This window comes from Amphritea sp. GJ51-11 (assembly GCF_055808735.1).
Window position 1 is genome coordinate 2,061,628 of record NZ_CM147881.1, and the last position, 22,547, is coordinate 2,084,174.

General features: G+C 49.2%; 17 protein-coding genes. 8 read left to right on the top strand and 9 right to left on the bottom strand.

What is annotated here, in order from left to right; all coding sequences use genetic code 11:
• The first annotated feature begins 318 nt into the window (after positions 1-318).
• The 3 genes from AC0L4K_RS09025 to fadB all read left to right on the top strand — a co-directional run bounded on the left by AC0L4K_RS09025 (position 319) and on the right by fadB (position 5,971).
• Positions 319-1,953, top strand: a complete 1,635-nt coding sequence (locus AC0L4K_RS09025; protein WP_473269013.1) for a fatty acid--CoA ligase — start codon at positions 319-321, stop codon at positions 1,951-1,953.
• Positions 1,954-2,515: 562 nt separating this feature from the next.
• Positions 2,516-3,700, top strand: coding sequence for a beta-ketothiolase BktB (gene bktB, locus AC0L4K_RS09030; RefSeq protein ID WP_417223282.1), 1,185 nt, complete (start codon positions 2,516-2,518; stop codon positions 3,698-3,700).
• 141 nt (positions 3,701-3,841) lie between these two features.
• The gene (gene fadB, locus AC0L4K_RS09035; protein WP_473269015.1) at positions 3,842-5,971 is read left to right on the top strand and encodes a fatty acid oxidation complex subunit alpha FadB; all 2,130 of its coding nucleotides are present in this window, start codon (positions 3,842-3,844) and stop codon (positions 5,969-5,971) included.
• Between the two features lie 115 nt (positions 5,972-6,086).
• Here the strand turns inward: fadB and AC0L4K_RS09040 are convergent, their stop codons facing one another.
• Entirely contained in the window at positions 6,087-6,344 is a 258-nt protein-coding gene (locus AC0L4K_RS09040; protein WP_473269016.1) for a hypothetical protein, read from the bottom strand.
• 46 nt (positions 6,345-6,390) lie between these two features.
• A complete protein-coding gene (locus AC0L4K_RS09045) occupies positions 6,391-6,588 on the bottom strand; it encodes a GntR family transcriptional regulator (RefSeq protein ID WP_417223391.1) in 198 nt (65 codons plus the stop codon).
• A gap of 163 nt (positions 6,589-6,751) precedes the next feature.
• Between AC0L4K_RS09045 and ccoG the strand changes: the two genes are divergently transcribed.
• Entirely contained in the window at positions 6,752-8,122 is a 1,371-nt protein-coding gene (ccoG, locus tag AC0L4K_RS09050) for a cytochrome c oxidase accessory protein CcoG (protein ID WP_473269017.1), read from the top strand.
• A 61-nt stretch (positions 8,123-8,183) separates the two neighbouring features.
• Positions 8,184-8,837, top strand: coding sequence for a glutathione S-transferase (locus AC0L4K_RS09055; protein ID WP_473269018.1), 654 nt, complete (start codon positions 8,184-8,186; stop codon positions 8,835-8,837).
• A 492-nt stretch (positions 8,838-9,329) separates the two neighbouring features.
• Here AC0L4K_RS09055 and umuC read toward each other — a convergent pair whose 3' ends face one another.
• The 4 genes from umuC to AC0L4K_RS09075 all read right to left on the bottom strand — a co-directional run bounded on the left by umuC (position 9,330) and on the right by AC0L4K_RS09075 (position 14,306).
• Positions 9,330-10,592, bottom strand: a complete 1,263-nt coding sequence (umuC, locus tag AC0L4K_RS09060) for a translesion error-prone DNA polymerase V subunit UmuC (protein ID WP_473269019.1) — start codon at positions 10,590-10,592, stop codon at positions 9,330-9,332.
• A gap of 3 nt (positions 10,593-10,595) precedes the next feature.
• On the bottom strand, positions 10,596-11,033 hold the full coding sequence (gene umuD, locus AC0L4K_RS09065; protein ID WP_417223267.1) for a translesion error-prone DNA polymerase V autoproteolytic subunit: 438 nt from the start codon (positions 11,031-11,033) through the stop codon (positions 10,596-10,598).
• Between the two features lie 818 nt (positions 11,034-11,851).
• On the bottom strand, positions 11,852-13,300 hold the full coding sequence (locus AC0L4K_RS09070; RefSeq protein ID WP_417223264.1) for a TrkH family potassium uptake protein: 1,449 nt from the start codon (positions 13,298-13,300) through the stop codon (positions 11,852-11,854).
• A 205-nt stretch (positions 13,301-13,505) separates the two neighbouring features.
• A complete protein-coding gene (locus AC0L4K_RS09075) occupies positions 13,506-14,306 on the bottom strand; it encodes an ion transporter (protein WP_417223262.1) in 801 nt (266 codons plus the stop codon).
• 172 nt (positions 14,307-14,478) lie between these two features.
• Between AC0L4K_RS09075 and AC0L4K_RS09080 the strand changes: the two genes are divergently transcribed.
• Positions 14,479-15,390 (top strand): dienelactone hydrolase family protein, encoded by a 912-nt coding sequence (locus AC0L4K_RS09080; RefSeq protein ID WP_417223259.1) that lies wholly within the window; start codon positions 14,479-14,481, stop codon positions 15,388-15,390.
• Between the two features lie 92 nt (positions 15,391-15,482).
• On the opposite strand, the gene AC0L4K_RS09085 is transcribed toward AC0L4K_RS09080, so the two are convergent.
• The 3 genes from AC0L4K_RS09085 to AC0L4K_RS09095 form a co-directional block, all read right to left on the bottom strand.
• On the bottom strand, positions 15,483-16,145 hold the full coding sequence (locus AC0L4K_RS09085; protein ID WP_417223256.1) for a carbonic anhydrase: 663 nt from the start codon (positions 16,143-16,145) through the stop codon (positions 15,483-15,485).
• A 109-nt stretch (positions 16,146-16,254) separates the two neighbouring features.
• Entirely contained in the window at positions 16,255-18,060 is a 1,806-nt protein-coding gene (gene oadA, locus AC0L4K_RS09090) for a sodium-extruding oxaloacetate decarboxylase subunit alpha (RefSeq protein WP_473269020.1), read from the bottom strand.
• Positions 18,061-18,168: 108 nt separating this feature from the next.
• Entirely contained in the window at positions 18,169-19,584 is a 1,416-nt protein-coding gene (locus AC0L4K_RS09095; RefSeq protein WP_473269021.1) for an acetyl-CoA carboxylase biotin carboxylase subunit, read from the bottom strand.
• A 137-nt stretch (positions 19,585-19,721) separates the two neighbouring features.
• Between AC0L4K_RS09095 and AC0L4K_RS09100 the strand changes: the two genes are divergently transcribed.
• Entirely contained in the window at positions 19,722-20,663 is a 942-nt protein-coding gene (locus tag AC0L4K_RS09100) for a LysR family transcriptional regulator (RefSeq protein WP_473269022.1), read from the top strand.
• Positions 20,664-21,102: 439 nt separating this feature from the next.
• The gene (locus AC0L4K_RS09105) at positions 21,103-22,545 is read left to right on the top strand and encodes a two-component system sensor histidine kinase NtrB (RefSeq protein ID WP_417223247.1); all 1,443 of its coding nucleotides are present in this window, start codon (positions 21,103-21,105) and stop codon (positions 22,543-22,545) included.
• Positions 22,546-22,547: the final 2 nt, after the last annotated feature.

Here is a 22,547-nt window from a genome sequence, read left to right on the forward strand (position 1 = left end):
TACATATTGTCAGGTTTTTTGTATATGACGCTAAGGTGCTATTTTTATCGGTGGATGTCCGTTTATATCAAATAATGATCTTCTTTTGTCATTGTTCCACCGGTCTATCCGATAGAGAATGAATCTCATTAATATGTGCTGCAAAGAAATACAGCGGCGCAGTGCGAGTTGCTGAACCGTAGTGACTGGTGTAATTAGACAGTGATTTTTAGACCAATATGAAGTGATAGGCGGTATACGTGCAGTACTCAATAGACTTTATTGTTGATTAGCTGAACGTGGTATCGGTTGATTTTTCACAACCTTAAGGCGAACAGTATGCAAACAAAAATAATTAAACCTGCAGATAATGCACACGACTTCCCTCTACTCATCAAAAGGCTGCTGTCCGGCATGCGCTTTCAACCTGACAATGAGATCGTCTATAGTGATGTGATTCGCTATGACTACCGCACCCTCTATAAGCGTATCTGTAAACTGGCTAATGTGCTTACCGAAGCCGGCGTTAAAGCGGGAGACACGGTTGCTGTGATGGACTGGGACAGCCACCGTTATCTGGAAAGTTATTTTGCTGTGCCGATGATCGGCGCAGTTTTGCATCATGTGAATATTCGCCTGAGTGTCGACCAGATCGGTTACACCATGGGTCATGCCGAAGATAATCTAGTCTTGCTGCATGATGATTTCACCGTCATTGCTGAGCAGCTAGCCGATCAACTGCCGAGTGTACGGGGTTATATCCGCCTGAGCGACGATCAACTACCTTCACCGACGAACCTTAATACCGTCGGAGAATATGAAACATTACTCGCGGCCGCCTCTGACGAATATGATTTCCCTGATTTTGATGAAAACTCGATTGCCACTCTGTTCTATACCACCGGCACCACGGGGAATCCGAAAGGGGTTTATTTCAGCCATAGACAGCTGGTGCTGCACACCTTAAACGGTGCTTCCACTTTAGGCTCTTTTGAAGGCCAGCCGCTGTTGCGCTCCGATGATGTCTATATGCCGATGACACCGATGTTCCATGTGCATGCCTGGGGCGTACCTTATATCGCCACCATGCTCGGTGTTAAACAGGTGTATTCCGGCCGTTATGACCCCAATAAACTGCTGCGGTTATACCGTGAGGAAGGGGTGACCTTCTCCCACGGTGTGCCAACTGTGCTACAGATGATTCTTAACTGTGACGAGACTGAAACCACCGATATGAGCGGTTGGAAACTATTGACCGGTGGTAGTGCCGCGACGCCTGCACTGGCACAACAGATGGTGGATCAAGGCATCCTGCTGTTCACGGCTTATGGTATGTCCGAAACCTGTCCACTGGTGAGTGCCATTTTCCTCAAGCCCTCTGAACGTGAACTGCAACTCAGTGAGCAGATACCACTGCGTATTAAAGCCGGTGTGCCAATCGGCTTGGTGGATCTCAAAATCGTTGATCCTGAAGGTAACGATGTCGTTCATGACGGCGATGCGGTGGGCGAGATTGTGGTGCGCTCACCATGGTTGACCCAAGGCTATTATAAAGAGGAGGCCAAAGGGGAAGAGCTTTGGGAAAATGGTTGGTTGCATACCGGTGATGTGGCTTCTATCGACAAAGATTACGTTATCCAGATCAAAGACCGCATTAAAGATGTGATCAAAACCGGGGGTGAGTGGATCTCATCATTGGAGCTGGAAAACCTGATCAGTCAATATCCCGCCGTATCTGAGGTTGCCGTTGTCGGTGTGCCTGATGAAAAATGGGGCGAGCGTCCTTATGCCTTAGTGGTGCCGAAGGCGGGAGAAGAGCTTAATGGTGCAGCGATTCAGCAACACCTGCAACAATATGTCGACAGCGGTCATATTAATAAATGGGCTGTGCCGCAGGATATTAAAGTGGTTAGCGATATACCTAAAACCAGCGTCGGCAAGATCAATAAGAAAGTGATCCGTACTCAAATTTAAGGATCAGGTCTAAAGGCTAAAGATCGAAGGTAATGCTAAGGGCAGAGGCTTGAACTTAGGTTTAAGCGGATGCCCACTATATGAGGAAGGGCTTTAAGCTCCCTTTTTTGTCTTTGCTATAGTGAGTAGGGCAGTTTTTGTGACTAAACTTTTATGACTGGGCTAATTTCACCATCTGTCCGATAAGGTAATAATTTATATTATCGTGGTTGTTATGATGACCGCTGTTTTATCGTCACCTGAGTGACAATGGCAGATATTAGTCTGATTTGTCGCCGTTATAGTGCTAACCCCGCACGATATAAGGTTTTTTATACTAACCTTGATAGCGGTTGGTTTTCCTTTAGCTGGCCGTTTATATCAATTAATAAGCTTTTTTGATCATTGTTCCACCGGACTATTCGATGGAGAATGAAGTTCATTAGCTGCTGTCATCGTGAATGGCGTCGTAAAGACAACTCTGAGCATAGGGCGCGAAGAGTGTTCGTCAACGTAGCGAACAGCATTAAAACAAGACAGTCACCGAGTTTATGCGTGGCTCACGATAACAAGAGAGAAAGCAATGAAAAAACGTGAAGTGGTAGTGGTAAGCGGTGTACGTACAGCCATTGGTGGTTATGGTGGTAGCTTAAAAGGGCACAAACCGACCGAGCTTGCCGGCGCCCTCGTCGCCGAAGCAGTTAAACGCGCAGGTATTGCACCGGAATCCGTTGAACAAAGTGTATTCGGTAATGTGATCCATTCAGAGCCTGCCGATATGTACATGGGCCGGGTTGCGGCCATCAAAGGTGGTTTGTCCGAAGAGACACCGTCGTTAACGCTTAACCGTTTGTGCGGTAGTGGCTTGCAGGCCATCATCAGCGCTGCCCAGCAGATCGAACTGGGTGTTTGCGATACCGTGGTTGCGGGCGGTGCTGAATCAATGAGCCGCGCCCCTTACCATCTGCCAACGGCACGTTTTGGTCAGCGTATGGGGGACGGTCAGATGGTCGATCCAATGGTCGCCGCACTGCATTGTCCGTTTAACCATATTCATATGGGTGTGACGGCTGAAAACGTTGCCGAGAAGTTTAACATCACCCGTGAGCAGCAAGATGAGTTGGCGGTACTGAGCCACAATCGTGCGCAGTATGCGATCGAGCAGGGCTATTTTAAAGAACAGATCATGCCGGTCGAACTGAAAACCCGTAAGGGTGTAGAGTTATTCGATACCGATGAGCATGTGCGGATGAACTGCACCCTCGACGATATGAAAAAACTGCGCCCCGTGTTTAAGAAAGATGGCACGGTTACCGCCGGCAACGCTTCCGGTTTGAACGATGCCGCCGGCGCGGTGGTCATGATGGAGCGTGATAAAGCCGAAGCCGAAGGTCGCCAGATCATGGCTCGACTGGTGGATTACTCGGTGGTAGGTGTTGATCCTAAGCTAATGGGTATCGGTCCTGTTGCAGCGATTCAACAGATCTTCGATCGTAACCATCTGTCGGCTAACGATATCGATGTGTATGAAGTCAACGAAGCTTTTGCGGCTCAGGCACTGGCGGTCGCTCAAGAACTAGACCTGCCCCGCGACCGTTTAAACCCAAATGGTAGCGGTATTTCGTTAGGTCACCCAATCGGTGCTACCGGTGCAGTGGTTACGATCAAAGCACTGTACGAACTAAACCGCATTAAAGGTCGCTACGCGATCGTTAGCCTCTGTATCGGTGGCGGGCAAGGTATTGCCGCACTGTTCGAGCGCGTCTAATCTACATCCCGCCATTCGCATTGAATGGCGGGCTCTCTGTTTTCCTGTTGTCTTACTGCTGCGGCCGGTTTTCGTATCCTGTTAAGGATGCTCAGAAGTGCGCATCACTGCTGTCGCCATTTAAAGAGTCGAGGTTTCACCATGTATCAAGGTCAGGCGTTGTGCCTAAATAAACTGGATGCCGGGTTGGTTGAGCTAACACTGGATCTGCAAAGTTCTTCCGTTAATAAACTGAACCAACATACCCTTACCGAACTCGCCGAAGCGGTCGTTATCCTGCACGATGCCTCCGATGTTAAAGGGTTGCTCATTCGTAGTGCCAAGCCTGCTTTTGTGGTCGGTGCCGATATTACTGAGTTCGTTGAAAACTTTAACTTGTCGGAAGAGCAGCTGGCCACGTGGGTTGGGCGTACTAATCAGTTGTTCTGTGAACTGGAAAATCTGCCTTATCCGACAGTCGCCGCCATTAATGGTTTGGCGCTCGGCGGGGGTTTTGAATTGGCTCTGTCGGCAGATTTCCGTGTGATCGCGGATAACGCCAAGATCGGTTTCCCCGAGGTTAATCTTGGCCTGTGTCCAGGGTGGGGCGGCACGGTACGTTTGAGTCGCTTGATCGGTGCCACCGACGCATTAGAGTGGGCCGTTCGCGGACGCCCACAAGCTGCGGCTAAAGCGCTCGCCGCCGGTGCCGTGGATCAGGTGGTCGCGGCAGATGAGCTACAAGCCGCGGCGTTGGCGTTTCTGCAGCAGGCGGTCAGTGGTGACGTCTGTTACACCAGTAACAGTGCGCGCAAGATAGACGAGCGTACTGAAACACTCGATCTTGCTCAGTTGAAACAGCATTTTAGTCGAGATCTGCGTCCGGGTTCCCCCGCCGCCGAGATGATTATTGATGCGATCAGCCAGCATGTGAGTCTGCCATTTGAGGCGGCCCTGAAGGTCGAAACCGGTTGTTTTGTTGCGCTCGCCAAAAGCGATGCCACCCAGAGCCTAGTAAGATTGTTCCTCAACACGACTCAGCTTAAAAAGCAGGCGAATACTTGGGTTAAACAAGCACGTCCCGTGGCTCAGAGCGCGGTCTTGGGTGCCGGTATTATGGGCGGGGGTGTTGCCTACCAATCGGCCTCCACTGGCACGCCGATCATCATGAAAGATATCAATGATGAGGCGCTAACCCTAGGCATCAACACCGCCACTCAATTGCTCGATAAGCAATTAGAAAAGGGCCGTTTGGATGATGCCGGTAAAACTAAGGTGCTGGATGCTATCACCCCAACACTGGATTATACGCGTTTCAACGGTGCTGATCTGGTGGTTGAGGCCGTGGTTGAAAACCCTAAGGTGAAAGCTGCGGTGTTGGCCGATGTTGAACTGTATGTACCCGAGCACACGGTGCTGGCATCGAATACCTCAACTATTTCTATTGATCTGCTGGCTGAGAGTGTTCAACGCCCCGAACAGTTCTGCGGCATGCACTTTTTTAACCCGGTACATCAGATGCCACTGGTTGAAGTGATTCGTGGTAGCAAAACCAATGATGCGACGATTGCGACCACCGTTGCCTATGCCACATCGATGGGCAAAACGCCGATTGTCGTGAATGATTGCCCCGGATTTTTGGTCAACCGGATTTTGTTTCCCTATTACAATGGCTTTAACCGTCTGTTGAAGCAGGGTGTTGATTTCCGTCGTATCGATAAAGTGATGGAGCAGTTTGGCTGGCCGATGGGGCCTGCTTATCTGGCCGATGTGATCGGCATTGATACCATGGTGCACGCCGATACTGTGATGCAGCAAGGTTTTCCTGAGCGTATGTGCCATGACGGCAGCGTGATTATGGAATTACTGCTGGCGGATGATTGCTTAGGGCAGAAAAATGGTAAAGGTTTCTATCAATATGGCGTTGATGACAGTGGTCGACGTTATAAAGAGGCGTCAGGCCCGGTGATGGAATTGATCGCCGCTGAGGTCACCGACAAGGTGGAAGTGACCGATCAAGAAATTATCGACCGGTTGATGATTCCGTTATGTACAGAAGCGGTGCGCTGCCTCGAAGATGGTATTGTCGAAACGCCGGCAGAGGTGGATATGGGCTTGATTCTGGGGCTTGGTTTTCCACGTTTCCGTGGTGGGCCGCTACGTTATATCGATACCCTCGGGCTAGATCACTTTGCCGCCATCGTTAAACAGCATCAAGACCAAGGCCCGCTGTATCAACTCACTGACGGCTTTATTCGCCGCCAAGAGGCAGAGGAGAAGTATTTCGCCTGATCAGCGTTTGCCCGCTGGGTGATAACGGATGATTAAACGGAAAAGGCTGATGCGTTGAGCATCGGCCTTTTTTCTTTATTCGTTGCTCGATGCGACTTCGTCGCTTGTCCGAACATCACTTCGCGACTTGCTCGAAAAAATAGGGCACAACCGCCATCATCAAGAAGGCTTTTGAGGTGCTTTCCCGAGGGCAATGACATGTTTCGAGGTAACCAGTAACGGCGTCTTCGAATGCCGTTTTTAGCTTAGAAGCCGTTTCACCATGAAAGCCGATGATGTCTTTTATGCCTGCAATATGGCCGATAAAGCACTCATCTTCAGAGCTGAATTCTATTCGTGCAGCATAGCCCTGATATAGCATTGAATTACTCATGGCTCTACTCCTAATTGTTTGAAAAAATTCGTGCATCTTTGACTTGCTATGGCTTTGCTTCTTTCTTCGAGTGTGGACGGTAAAAACTCGCAATATAGCCTGCTTTGGGACGGGCTTCGAGAAGCCCTTGGGCTTCTAGCCGTTGCAAAGCGTGCTGTACCGTGGCTTTCGATAAGCTGTGCTGTTTACACAGTTCCCGAATGGAGGGAAGCCGCTCGCCGGTACGCCAGCGCTGTGCTTGAATGCCTTCGAATAGCTAGCTTTCGAGTTGCTGATATAAATAGTCTGATGCCATGGCGTGTCTATATTAGGTTCAACTGTACCTATTATATATCTTTTTTTATGCCTGTTCCTATCGTTATTGCAGCCCTAATCTACGTGCATCAAAAATTGAGTAGATCAACCGCATGCAAAAAATTCCTCTACGGCAAGAACCTATCGCGGCCTCCGTCACACCATTTGCTAAAGATGGCAAGTTTCATGTGCGCCTTACCGAAGGGCGCTTTCAAAACCTAAGACGTTTAACCACCTGGCCATTGATAGCCCTATTTTTTGGCTTAGTTTGGGTTCAGGTTGATGACCAGCCGATTCTGTTTTTCTCCTTTGAACAACGCAAGATCACTCTGTTTGGCAGCGCGCTATCTTGGCATGATCTGCCTTTATTGGCGGGTGTGATGATTGCGGGGGCGACCTTGCTGTTCTTTATGGCGGTGGCATGGGGGCGTATCTGGTGCGGTTTTGCCTGCCCACAAAGCATCTGGACCTGGTTGTTTATCCGTATTGAAACGCTGACGGAAGGACGGGCCAACAACCGAGCTAAAACGGAAGGGCAGCCATTAAGAGGTGTGCGGCTATTGCGCCGAATCACTAAACATCTGCTGTGGATACTGCTGTCGTTGCTGACAGCGGCGACCTTTACCGGTTATTTCGTGCCTATTCGAGAGATTGCCACGGATGCCTTGCAGTTGCAGATGTCGCTATCCATGTTCGGCTGGTTGGCGGTTATGGCGGCTTTAACCTACGCCAATGCGGGCCTTGTGCGGGAAAAAATCTGCCTGCATGCCTGTCCTTATGCCCGTTTTCAGAGTGTTATGTTTGACCGGGACACATTGACTGTCAGTTACGATGCTCACCGGGGAGAGCCGCGGGCGAATCATCGAGCTAGCCGTGATAATAGCGGTGACTGTGTTGATTGTGGTATCTGCGTGCAGGTGTGTCCCACCGGTATTGATATCCGTGATGGCCTGCAGGCGGCTTGCATCGACTGTGCGGCCTGTATCGATGCCTGTGATACGGTGATGGATAAGCTGCAACGACCTCGTGGACTGATTCGCTTTGCCTCAGAGCAACAGTTGGTCGGTCAATCGTCTCCCTTTTTACGCGCCCGACTGGCCGGTTATGCGGCGGTAATGCTCTGTGCCTTTGGCGTGGTCGCCTATGGTTTTACCGAGACGAAAGGGTTGCTCGTTGAGATCCGCCGCGACCGGACTAATCTGGTAACACAACTTGATCAGGACACCGTGTGTAATCTTTATCGAGTAAAAGTGGAGGGCTTTGCTAAGGAGCAGACGCTGGTTAAAGTCTCTCTGGCTCAACATGAACAGTATCAGTTGCATGGTCCAGCCGAGATCGACCTAAGAGAGAGTAATTCGGTTTGGTTGCCGTTCCGTATCTGCGGCAGTCTCCGGGGTGCACAGAACGCTGCCGTGGAGTTTGTCTTCAATGGTAACGGTATTCAGACTTCTAAGGCGACCACCTTCTTAACGCGGCTGATGTAATGACGTAGATGTAATTAACGTATAATGCGGCGGTTTTTATAATTTGGGGTACACTAGCGCGATGACGACTCAACCACCGATACTTTACTCCTTCCGCCGCTGCCCCTATGCGATACGCGCTCGACTGGCGATTGCCAGCAGTGGTCAATCCGTGGCGCTGCGAGAGGTGGTGCTAAAAGATAAACCCGCCGCCATGTTGCAAGCTTCCCCTAAGGCCACCGTGCCGGTGTTAGTGCTGCCTGACAGGGTGATCGACGAAAGCCGCGATATCATGCGCTGGGCACTGCGCCAGAGTGATCCGCATAACTGGCTGTGTGCCGATGACCCGGATCAATTGTGGCAGAGCGAAGGGCTGATTCAGGAGAACGATGCTGTTTTTAAGCAGCACCTCGATCGCTACAAGTACTTTGAGCGCTATCCCGGTCATTCTCAAGACTATTATCGCCAGCAGTGCGAAGTCACACTGGGCCGCCTAGAACAGCAGCTGCAGCAGTCGGCGTTTCTGACCGGTGAACATTGTCGTCTTGCGGATATCGCGATCTTTCCTTTTATCCGTCAGTTTGCTCATGTGGATCGTACTTGGTTTTATAGCACGCCTTATCCCGGCCTACAGCGCTGGCTGGATTATCATTTAACATCACCGCTGTTTTTGTCGGTCATGAAAAAATATCCTCGATGGGAAGAGGGTAATGCGATTATTCGCTTCCCTGAATGATTGTATAATTTAAACAGTTTAATGAATAATTAAGCGCCGTTTATTCGGCGTTTTTTTTTATTGTAAATCACCTTGGCAGTTAGCCCATATCTAGCGGAATCAATAGCGGCCAGGCACTCGTTTTAAACCTTCTTTCTCTCTCGGCTAAGCATCTTTAAAAGCCAAATTCCAGATCGAGATAGAGGCTGATTGAATGGCTGGCTTTGATGTTAAATTAAATCCAATAATAACCGTTTCAACGGCCTTTCTGTATGCCTATCTATCGCTATTATTCCCCGTATAATCAGAGTCTATCGTCTCGTTTGTCTGGCTAATCGGTCGGAAAGGGCGAGGGCTCAAAAAACGGTTATTTGGCCGCCGTTTCTCATGGGTTTTATTCAGTGGCTAGCACCGACCCAATGATTAAAAATCCTATAGATTACATTAATAATTTTAATTAATTTATTGTTATATAAAAAATAGATAGAAAACTAAAATTGTCGACAATTATTATTAGGCTTTGACGATGGGTAGTTGATCCCAGCGGGTGGTATAGGCTGGCGAGAGACGATTACGCTGCATCTGCCAGCCGCTGGTTAACATCTCTGAAGCAAAGCGCACCTGACCGCGACCACTCTGATTAATCTGGTCGACCGCTTGCATGAGTCGCGTTGCGGCGGGTGATGCGGGGGCTTCAAATAGTGATGGCTGAAAGTGACCCGGTGAGTATAGATCGGACAGCATAATGCCCGCTTTCATATAGCGACAATTGGGTTTCCAGAGTGCTTGTAATAATGATTGTGCTACGGCATTCAGTTGACGGGAATCATCGCTGGGAACATGGAGCATACGGCTGGCACTATTGCTATAAAAAGCCTCTTGAGAAGCATGGGGGTTGGTGCGGATAAAAACCGTCACCACGCGAGCCAATGCCGACTGCTGGCGAAGCTTTTCTGCCGCCCGACAGCAATATTGAGCGATGGCTGAACGCATCGATGGCAGGGTGGTAATGCGTCGAGCAAATGAGCGACTGCAGAGAATTTGTTGGCGAGGTGGTGGGCACTCTTCTAATGCCATGCAGGGCTGACCATTCAGTTCACGTACCGTGCGTTCTAAGGTGATCGAATAATGACGACGAATCCAAGCCAGATCACAGTCTGCTAATGCCTGCGCTGAACGGATACCCTGCTGCTCTAGTCGTCGTGTGAGTCGACGGCCCACTCCCCAAACCTCCTGCACTGGCACCAGAGCCAGCAATCGACGCTGACGCAAGGAGTCGGTTAGATCAACCACCCCCTGCGTCGCGGCATACTGTTTAGCGGCATGATTAGCGAGTTTTGCCAGAGTTTTCGTGGGGGCGATACCGACGGACACATGAATGCCGGTATGCTGATAAACCCGCTGCTTAAGCTGTTGCCCATATTCGGCTAATGAAAAGTGAGTCTCGAGGCCGCTTAGATCAAGAAAGGCCTCATCGATGGAATAAACTTCAATGGCCGGTGCCTGCTGCTCAAGCACGGTCATCACTCGGGCGGAAATATCGCCATACAGTGCATAATTAGATGAAAATACCGCGATATTCTCCCGGTCTATCTGCTCCTGAACCTGATACAACGGCACGGCCATCTTGATGCCTAAGCGCTTCGCCTCAGCACTGCGGGCGACGATACAGCCATCATTGTTGGATAGCACCACGATAGGGCGACCCGCTAAGTCAGGCCGAAACAGTCGCTCACAACTGGCATAAAAATTATTGCAGTCCACCAGCGCAAACATCGATTAGCCCCGTTGACGCACAGAGTGAATCACCGTGGTGACAACGCCAAACAGCTCCAGCGTGCTCTCTGGGCCAAACTCAATGGGAGTATAGGCTGGATTATGTGCCAGTAACTGCAGGGTTGGGCGGGTCGATAGCTCTTTAACTGTAAACTCGCCATCAACACAGGCGATGACAATATCACCATTGGCCGCTTTGAGTGAACGATCGACCACCAGCACATCGCGGGAGAAGATTCCGACCCCCTCCATAGAGTCACCTTCGGCGCGAACAAAATAAGTGGCGGCGGGGTGCTCAATGCAAAGCTCGTTCAGATCTAATGTGCGCTCTATATAATCTTGAGCCGGCGAGGGGAAGCCCGCCATCACGCGGCTCATAAACAGCGGCACTTTAATCAGCGTGCTTGGGCATCGACTATGGCCCAAAAATGAAATCTGCATAAGTGATGCAACCCTTTAATGTTATATGTACTGTATATATAACCAGTATAGTAAAACTGAAGACCGCCTGAGTAAAGAGAAACACATCAAGATTTAACATGATACAAAATACATATTATGTATTATTTTTTTATATCTATTGCTTGACCTTAATCGATCGATACACCTCTCGCTAATGGAGTGGCCGACGGCAAAAAAGGCCAAAGCCGTCAAAAAAGTAGGGCGCTGTAAACTGATATTAGCACTGCTTGGCAACGATCAAACCGCATTGTCATACAAGATATGACAGCCATTTTTAACCAACTAAAAGCACACTCAATCACGTTTAAAAAGTAGCGATGGGCTAATGAACTCAGAGGCTTTATTTGCCTGCATCAGGCGATGAATTTCGATGCGAAATTTAGGTATAGACTCACAAAAAGGCTTAGCAAAGGGCCTTAAAAAGAGCGCTGATCAAGAGGACTTGAAGAGAATTCAGGCGTCGAATTTGGGGCGTGCTCAAAGATTGGCTTGGTCGTCTTTTGAGGGCGCATTGAGACTCGCCTAAGCTTGAAAAACGGTAAAAATCTCGATAAATTAAAACTATTAAAAATCAATCTATCTTATGAGAAATAATTTATAACCTTTTGTTTTGTATTGATTATCTATAGATTAAATGGCTGGGCAATAACACTGCTCTTGGCTTGCTATTACTGATGAGTAACGGCCGCTAAGAATCGTATCAACCAAGCCCGCTGGGTGGTGCTCTGAGGTTTCTTTGCGGTTTGTTATTTCGTATTTCAAAGCTTTATTTTTCCAGTTTTAGGCAGGCTATTGCATCAGCCACGCCAGAAAACCGGAGAGAATATAACCACAACCGTGAGCAGTTCCAAACGCCCGAGAATCATAGTAAACGAAAGTATCCATTTGGCCAAATCTGGCAGGGGCGCAAAGCTTCCTGAGGGGCCGATGATATCACCTAAACCTGGACCGACATTGGTCAACGCTGTTGCGGCACCGGTGAAGCTGGTGACGAAATCAACGCCGATGGCGGTCAGCAATAAGGTGGTCACAGCTAAGGTCAAAAAAAACATAAAGGAGAAGGCTATCGCGGAAACGATAATATCATCGTGTACTAACTTGCCATTGTAGTGAATGGCAAAGACTCCGCGGGGGTGAACCAGTTTGCGAAACTGATCTCGGAGAAACAAAAAAGCCAGTTGAAAGCGAAAGATCTTCATACCACCGGCAGTGGAACCGGAACAACCTCCGATAAAGGTGACAATAAAAAACAGCGCAATACTAAACTGCCCCCAGAGGGTGTAGTCCGACGAAGCATAGCCGGTGGTCGTAATCACTGAGGTGACATTAAAGGCGGTATGGGTCAGAGCGGCGAAGAACGGCATATCGCCGGTCAGCATTAACTGGCTTGTCAAAATGATCACCAGTGCAACAACGATCATTAGAAAGCCCTTTACCTGCTGGTCCGCGAGACTTTTGAGTGAGGGGCGCAGCAAGAAGCGGATAAACAGGGTAAACGGCAGGCTGCCTAATAGCATAAAGAATACCGATACCCAGAGTACCGTGGCACCAAACCGCCCCATGGACTGATCATTGGTGGCATAACCGCCGGTGGATACCGTGGTGAAGGCATGGTTGATCGCATCAAACACCGTCATCCCCACGAGCCAGTAACTGCAGGCGCAGAGTAAGGTGAGCAATAGATAGCTGAGCAGCAATGTTCTGGCTAGTTCATGAAAACGGGGCAGTGATTTATCGGCCCAGTCGGATGATTCTGTCTGGAATAGGCGCATCCCACCGATCCGTAAAAAGGGCAAAATGGTTACCGCCATACCGATAACACCTAGCCCGCCAATCCATTGCAGTAAGGACCGCCATAGTAGCAAGCTTCGCGGCAGGTCCTGCAAGCCACTGATAACCGTGGAGCCGGTCGTGGTAATACCCGAAACCGATTCAAATACCGCATCAGAGAGTGACAATGGGTGATGGCAGAGCATTAAGGGCAGCGCGCCAAGAAAGGAGAGTAGCATCCAGCTACAACTGGTTAGCAGATATAGTTGTCGTGAGGTAAGGGTAAAGCGTGATGGTTTGAAGATAATTATCAGGGTGAAGCCTAGTAAGATGCTCAGCCCGGCAGAGGCAAGAAAGGGGATGTATTCTGGGTCATCATAGATGGCCCCATATCCCGCCGGGATAAGCATCAATACCGCCATAATCCATGCCAATATTCCGCATACATAGAGCACCGGCTGAAACAGCTTAATCATTGTCAGACACCTTAATTAGACAGGCGATAATTATCCTCTTTAGTGATAAAAAATCGACTATAAATGTCGGATTTTATAGATAAATATCGGTTTAATGATGACGGATAAAACGAGCAGGGAAACTGCACTAAAACGGGGCTAATTTAACGCTTTAGTGCAGCTTTAATTGGCATAATATTTGGATGCAATTGTTGTCAGGAAAGGACTATAGCTTTGCCTTGATCAGCTCTTTTAGTTCTCTAATTTCAAGATGCAGTGATTCGATCGTTGGCGTGCCATCGGTCAGCGCTTGTTCCCGGGCTTCTTGGGCGTGTTCGCCCTCCATCACACTCACAACGATGCCGATTACCATATTCAAAAAGGCGAAGGTGGTTAGAAAGATAAAACTTAGATAGAAGATCCAGCTAAAGGGATAGACGCCCATCGTTTCATACATCACATCGGTCCAATCCTCAAAGGTCATCACCCGGAACAGGGTGAGCATAGCAATACTGATATCCCCCCAAAGCACCTCGTTGATCTCGCCAAAGAAAGACGCCCCCACAGCCGCATAGATATAGAAGATGATGAACATCAGTAGGATCACATAGCCTAGTTGCGGCAGAGCTTTAATTAATGAGTTCAGCAGCAGGCGAAGCTCCGGGATGATAGAAACCATCCGCAACACTCTAAAGATACGAATCAAACGGCCAATCAGGGCCATTTCGCTATCCTCAACCGGAATCAGGCTGATAACCACGATTAAGGTATCGAAGGTGTTCCAGCCGTTTAAGAAGAAACGTTTTTTCTCCGGCTCCCCTATAAAGCGAATCGAAACCTCTAACAGAAAGAACAGCGTGATGGCGGTATCCATCCAGCCGATCAGCGTCAGCACATCGGCAGGAATATCGTAGGTTTTAGCGCCAATAACGAGGGCAGAAAAGAGAATAATTGAGACAACAAAGAGCTCAAAAGCCCGATTGTTACGCAGCCGAAAGAACGCTGCCTGCAGTTTCATGTAATTCATAGCGTGCCGATTTAGGATTTAAGTGGATCAAAAATGAAGGCAACTTTACTGCGCTTTGCACGAAATGTGTACCACCAATAACGTCCAAACTCATAAGTTTTTACATGATAACCGTAACATAGGTTATATTAACTTAACGGCCCAACACCGGGCATCAGAATGAGGAGTCCGTATGCACTCGAATTACGATAAGAATAGGCCGTCAGCCATCGCTATCCCTCAGGAAGCTTTCGATTGGTATGACGAATATGCCCATGGTGATATCGACCGACGTACCTTTCTTAAGCGCTTGGCGACATTAGGGGCTATCGGACTTAGTCTGAGCGTGGTGTCGAGTGCCTTAATGCCTAATTATGCGCAGGCTGAACAGGTATCGTTCAATGATGCGGATATCAAGGCCAGCTATGTCGAGTTTGATGCCCCCGAGGGGTATGGCACCGGACGCGGCTATCTTGTTGTGCCTACCGGCGTCAGTGCTGAAAATCCCGCCCCGGCCATTTTGGTCGCCCATGAAAACCGAGGTTTAAACCCCTATATTGAAGATGTGGCTCGGCGCTTAGCCAAAGCGGGCTATGTGGCCTTTGCTCCTGATGCGTTATATTCCCTCGGTGGTTATCCGGGAAATGATGACGAGGGGCGGGCGATGCAGAAAACCCTGGAGCGCAGCAAAATAGAAGCAGATTTCGCGGCCGCCGCCCAAATGCTAACGCAGCATGAACTGACTACCGATAAACTCGGCGTGGTTGGCTTTTGTTTTGGTGGTTATCTGACCAACCAGTTAGCGGCAATGTTGCCGGAGAGTATAGATGCCGCCGTGCCTTACTACGGAACCCCACCGCAAGGGCCCATCGGCAATATCAAAGCACCACTACAGTTGCACTTTGCGGGGCTGGATAAGCGGGTGAATGGTTATTGGCCAGAATTTGAAGCATCACTGATCGCCGCGAAAGTCGACTATAGTGCGTTTATCTACCCGAATGTTAATCATGGGTTTCATAATGACTCGACTGGCCGTTATGATGAGAAAAGCGCTGAACTGGCTTGGCAGCGAACCTTGGCCTTCTTTAAACTGCACTTGAGTTAAGTTAACAAGAGTTAAGAGAAGAAAGAGGAGTAAGGGTGAGGGAAGCCAGCCTAGCAATAGGCCGGCTTCCGCAGTTTAGTTGCGGCAAACGGTTATTGATCTACCTGTGCAATGAGATCGGCATATAGCACATCAAAGTCCTCAAAGGCTGAGTCATTATGTTTGCAGCAGCGAATAGAGCCGCTTTTTATATCGTAAATCCAGCCATGCACCTCTAGTTTATCGGTGGCCAATTTCGCGGCAACCGCCGGGTGGGTACGTATGTGCTGTACCTGCTGCAATACGTTTTCCTCTATCGCTTCATTAAGATGCTCAACGCCGACCGCCTCCTCATGGGGAATGTCATGGCGTTCACGGACAATTTCCATCGCCGAACGGCAGTGTCCTAGCCACTCTTTCACATGGGGCAGCCCTCGTAGTGCATTGAGATCCAGTGCGCCCTTGATGGCACCGCAATCGGTATGGCCACAGATAATAATATGACGCACCCCTAAAACCGCCACCGCGTATTCGATAGAAGCGGTCATGCCACCGGTTTCGTTACTATGGGGTGGAATGATATTACCGGCATTACGGCAGATGAATAGATCACCCGGCGAGGTGCCAGTCAGGAGGTTAGGGTCTATGCGTGAATCGGAACAAGTGGCAAATAAGATTTCAGGACTCTGCCCATCGGCTAGCGTCCCAAACAGATCTTTGTGTTCTGGATAAACATGCTGGCGAAAATTAAGCACGCCTTTTATTATTTTTTCCACGGTCGTTTTCTCTACGTCGGCCATTAAATAGTCAGGATTAAAAATACCCGGTTATGGACAAGCTGGACAGCCATAACCGGGAAATAATCATGAATAAAGTTGGATTAGATTACTCGATTTCAGCCAATACTTCGCCAGGGATCACTCGATCACCTTTAGCGACGTAGATCGCCTTCACGGTGCCAGCAACATTGGCATGGATCTCCATCTCCATTTTCATCGCTTCGGCGACCAAGATGGGTTGGCCTGCGGTGACTACATCGCCTTCTTTCACCAATACCTCGAAGATATTGCCCGGCATCGCCGTAGTAACATGACCCGGTTCGCTGGCTTTCTTACGTGCCTGACCGCCTTCGGCAATATATTCGTTTTGCGGCTCAAAGATGACCTCTTCAGGCACACCATCTAATGACATATAGATTTTGCGTTTGCCGCTACCGAACTCACCCACACCGGTGACCGCAATATCATAGGCTTCACCATGTACCTCAATCTTAAATTCAGAGGCGCTAGCTTGGCCGAGTTTAATACCATTAGCGGCATCAATCGGGAGCAGTTCTTCTGGCTTGAGTGTCCCCGCCGCCCGTTGTTGTAAGAATTCACGGCCTAGATCCGGGAACATAGCAAAGGTCAGTACATCTTCTTCTGACTGGGCCAGATCACCGATCTCTGCCCGCAGGTTATTCAGTTCAGGGCTAAGCAGATCTGCAGGGCGGCCCACATCAACACTTTCATTACCGATGGCGCGTTTTTGCAGTTCGCTATCGACCTCAGCTGGCGCCGCGCCATAACCCCCTTGCAGATAACGTTTCACCTCATTGGTGATGGTTTTGTAGCGTTCGCCGGCAAGGACGTTATAGACCGCTTGGGTGCCGACAATCTGCGAAGTGGGTGTGACCAGCGGTGGGTAGCCAAGGTCTTTACGCACGCGTGGGATTTCGGCAAAAACATCACGAATTTTATCCAGTGCATTCTGTTCTTTTAGCTGATTCGCTAGGTTAGACATCATGCCGCCGGGCACCTGATTGATCTGCACCGAAACATCTTCGCGGGTGAACTCACTTTCAAATTGATGATACTTTTTCCGTACTTCACGGAAATAATCAGCAATTTCCGTCAGCAGTGCTAAATCAAGCCCGGTGTCATACTGAGTGCCTTTCAACGCTGCCACTTGGGTTTCTGTAGCCGGATGGCTGGCGCCGCTGGCAAATGAGGAGATCGCCGTATCAATACGGTCAGCACCGGCTTCAATGGCTTTTAATTGGCACAGTGAAGCAAGGCCCGCCGTTGAGTGGCTATGGACGACAATAGGTAAATCCAGCTCGGCTTTTAAAGCGCTAATGAGATCATAGGTGCCATAAGGGGTAAGCAAGCCCGCCATATCTTTAATCGCGATTGAATCCGCACCCATATCACGCATTGCCAATGCCTGTTTCACAAACAGCTCGGGCGTGTGTACTGGGCTGGTGGTATAGCAGATAGTGCCCTGTGCATGTTTGCCGGCTTTCTTCACTGCTTTCATAGCGGTTTCAAGGTTGCGAATATCGTTCAGGGCATCGAAGACGCGGAACACATCGATGCCGTTTTGCGCGGCTTTAGCGACAAAGGCTTCGACCACATCATCGGCATAATGGCGATAGCCCAGCAGGTTTTGCCCTCTCAACAGCATCTGTAGGCGGGTATTGGGTAGGGCAGCGCGCAGTTGACGCAGGCGCTCCCATGGATCTTCTTTTAAAAACCGGACGCAGGCATCAAAGGTTGCACCGCCCCAAGCTTCCAGTGACCAGTAGCCGACCTGATCCAACTTCTCACAGATGGGCAGCATATCTTCGGTGCGCATCCGAGTAGCGATCAGTGACTGATGACCATCACGTAAAACGACATCGGTAACTTCAATTTTATTGACTTGGTTCACAATAGTTTCTCCTGCAACCGCTTCGGCAGTTGGCTGTCATTCATCTGTTTATAGCCGCGCGGCAGTGATGCCTTAATGTTAAGCGCGGGCATTAATCGATTGAGCGGCTTACCAGCCGGCGTAAGCGGCAATCGCCGCCGCTACGGCTAAGGCCATTTGGCTAGGGTGGCGCTTATCGGAATAACTCAGCAGCTCGGGATGGTTCGGCACAAAGCTGGTATTGAAATTGGCCGCCTGAAAATCGGGATGCTGCAAAATCTGCTGATAATAATTAGCCGTGGTTTTAATGCCATGCAGACGCATATCATCCAGTGCCCGTTGACCCCGTGCGACGACTTCTTCCCAGGTCAGCGCCCAAACCACCAGCTTCAAGCACATGGAATCGTAGTAGGGCGGAATTTCATAACCGGTATAGATCGCCGTATCGACCCGAACGCCAGGACCACCCGGCGCATAGTAGTGAGAGATGCGACCAAAGCTGGGTAGAAAGTCATTTTTCGGATCTTCGGCGTTAATACGAAACTGCAGCGCATAACCACGATAGCTAATATCTTCTTGGCGGTAGCTCAACGGTAGTCCCGATGCGATACGCAGCTGTTCACGCACAATATCCACGCCGGTAATCTGTTCGGTAATGGTATGTTCCACCTGCACCCGGGTATTCATCTCCATGAAATACACCTGATTTCCGGTTAGCAGGAACTCCACCGTGCCGGCGTTTTCATAGCCAACCGCTGCGGCTGCTTTGACCGCCAAACTACCGATATACTGGCGCTGCTCCGGGGTTAGCTGTGGGCTAGGGGCGATCTCGATCAGTTTTTGATTGCGTCGCTGAATCGAACAATCCCGTTCATAGAGGTGGATCACATTACCCTGGCTATCAGCCAGAATTTGTACTTCGATATGGCGTGGATCGACGATGCATTTTTCCATAAAGACTTCCGCTGAGCCAAAGGCCTTGGTGGCCTCAGAGATCACGCGCGGGTATTGCAGTTTAAGCTCTTGCGGTGTATCACAGCGGCGAATACCACGGCCACCGCCGCCAGAGGTCGCTTTTATCATGATGGGATAGCCGATTTCGTCCGCCAGTTTTAAGGCTTCCTCAACATCGGCTAAGTTACCCTCCGACCCCGGAGTGATGGGGACACCCGCCGCGCGCATCGAATCACGGGCCTGGGTTTTATCGCCCATATTATGGATAACACTGGATTTTGGCCCGATGAAAGCGATGTTTTGCTGTTCACACAGGCGGGCAAATTCGGCATTCTCTGAAAGAAAGCCATATCCTGGATGAATAGCATCGCAGCCGGTTTCGAGTGCGAGGTTAACGATGCATTGCGGGTCGAGGTAGCCGGCCAAAGGGTCTTCACCCAATGAATAGGCTTCATCGGCACGCTTTACATGTAAGGCATAACGATCCGGCTCGGTATAGATCGCCACAGAACGGATGCCGGTTTCGGCGCAAGCGCGGATAATGCGGACCGCGATCTCTCCCCGGTTGGCAATCAGTACTTTGTTAATCATGAAGCTCTCCTGTCTAGGCTGTTTGCCGTAAGAATATAAATCGATCCTAGTGGCATTCTTTGATAAGTAGAAATTGATATTTCTTAGTTTATCTATAAGGTATTGCTTATAGATAAGCGAAATGAGGGACAAATCGCGTGCCACTGTCGATCAAAAATATGGCTGCACGACTGACATTTCGTCAGTTACAGGTGTTTAAGGCGGTTTATCAGCTGCAAAGTTATAGTAAGGCCGGAGAACTGCTAGGCCTGACTCAACCGGCGGTGAGTAGTCAGATGCGCCAACTCGAACAGGCGGTTGACCAGCCTTTGTTTGAATATGTTGGCCGGCGTTTGTTTTGTACCGCCGCAGGTGAGCGATTATCGGAGAGTATCAACCATATTTTTATTGAATTAGCCGATCTGCAAGCCGATCTTGGCGCGTTGAAGGGCAATGTAGCGGGGGAGTTAAAGCTAGTCGCGGTTAATACGGCCCAATATATGGTGCCCTACCTGTTGCGGGCGTTTCTCGACCTTCACCCCCATGTCAGCGTACGCATTAAGGTGGTCAACCGCGCGACAGCGTTGCAAGGGCTCAACGAAAACAACGACGATCTGGTGATTATGGGGATGGTCCCCCTCGATAGGCCGTTGGCATCACTGCCATTCTTAGATAATGAGTTGGTGCCGGTGGTACCGGATGGCCATCCGTTATTGCAACAGCCGAGCATTATGGCGCAGCAATTTCTGGATAGCTTTTTACTGGTGCGTGAACCCGGCTCGGGGAGCCGCTTAGCCCTCGAACAACACTGTCAAGAACATCGCTTACGGTTTGCGCCGAGCATGGAAATCGGCTCCAATGATGCGGTTAAGCATGCGGTGATTGCAGGGTTAGGGGTCGCTGTACTGCCGAAGCTCAGTATCCTTTCTGAGTTACAACTCGGAAACTTAAAAGTCGCGAATATTGAAGGCTTTCCGCTACGACGAAGTTTCTGTGTTGTACACCCCCAAGCGAAGCATCCAACCCCTGCGATGCAGGCTTTTTTAGATTACATTCAGCAAAATATTAAACAGTTTGAACGGATGTTTTTAGATAATTAAATCAGTATATTAAAATATTATATTAATGTCTTAGTTTAATATTTAAGATGGTGTATTTGTCACTATTTTAACCTCACATTTACCTTGAGCAGACTAATATTGCACCCGAACTGCCAATGGTTTTGTCGTCTAACCGGTAGTCGGCAGTGCGACCTTAGGTAGAGTATTTAATCAATAGCTGGCTAGAAGCTTAGAAAGTGCCATCCATGTAAGGGTGATGCGCGGTGTGAAAAGCCGCTATAAAAATAGCGAAATGGGCGTCAATTCCTATAGAATAGGGCTAAATTGAAACTAAGCTTAGCAAACCACTCTAATGACTTCAGGCAAGACGAACGATAGGTTACAGTGATTGGCTTCGGCACCGCTCTGAAAAAGACCGCCACAACCGAACAGCAACACCGTTTTTTGTTATTCATCCGGAATTAGTTAATACACTCATATGATTAAATACGCATTTTTGGTACTCGCACTCTGCATACAAAGCCCATGGGCTACCGCTGCCGTCGATTGGTTTAAAGATGAAAACGGTAGAACCAAGTGGCAACACCTCGCGAATTTCAGTAGCGGCACACTTATTATCATTCTCTCGATCACCGCGATATACCTGTTGATTTATAGCCGCCGGGCGCATCGAGCTAACCGTGAATTGACCACCATTAAAAATGAGTTGGAGCAGCGGGTTCAAGAACGCACCGCGGCAGTCGAAGAATCTAATGCCAAACTGATCCAGAGTAACCAGTTGCTGGAGTCAGAAGTGGCCCAGCATGTGATCACCTCAAATCAGTTACGCACCTCAGAGCTGTACGTCAAAGATATTTTGACCTCAATGCCGCTAATGCTGGTGGGTTTGAATAAAGACGGGCAGGTGACCCAATGGAACCGACGGGTCGAAGAACTCTCCGGTGTACCATCGGAAAAAGCACTGGGTAAAACCCTGTGGGAAGCCTATCCCACCATGACTATTGTGCCTGAACATATTCAGCAGGCCATTGAACAAAATAAAATCATCCATCTAAAACAAAGTCTGCGCAGCCTGTCGCACTTTGATATTACCATCTATCCGCTGCAGGGACCTGAGCCGGGTGTGGTAATTCTGGTGGATGATGTCTCAAAAGAAACCACCGCTGAAAACCTGCTGATTCACAATGACAAAATGTCGTTTATGGGCGAACTCGCATCGTCCATGGCTCACGATATTAATATCCCTTTGCAGGCCATTCTAATGGACCTCAAGCGGTTTAAAAATATTATGGCGGATAGCCAGCGGGTTGGTGACAAAACCGCGCTGCTCGAGTCGATCTACAGCGATATGTCAGATAAAGGCGATCAAGTTGCGAAGATCATTCATAACTTGCTGACCTTTGCCCGCAATCGCAATAGCGAAAAACAGATGGCGGATATCGTCGATGTGATGGAACATACGGTCAACCTCGGTAAAGAGGTGATCTCGGTATCGGATGGACTGATGTTTAATCAGGTCAAACTCGAATGGCAGGTCGAGAAGGGGCTGCCACAGGTGCCTTGTTATATCACCGAACTGCAGCAAGTCTTTCTCAGTCTGTTCCGGCATGCCTGTGCCGCCTTGCAGAAGAAGGTCGGTACCGATGGGTTTGAGCCAACCATCAAAATCATTTTGTCAGAAAGCTATGACAATATGTGGATTAAAATTCAGCATAATGGCATCGGCCTGACCAGCGAAGAACAGATGAGTCTGTTTGAACCGTTCTTCAGTAACAGCCAGCCCGCTGAAGACTTTGATACCGGCGAACATCTGTCGTTCTCATACTACATTATCACTGAACAGCATCAGGGCCATATGGCGGTAACCTCTGATCCAGAAGTGGGATCGACCTTCCATATGCAGATCCCGATCACACGCTAATT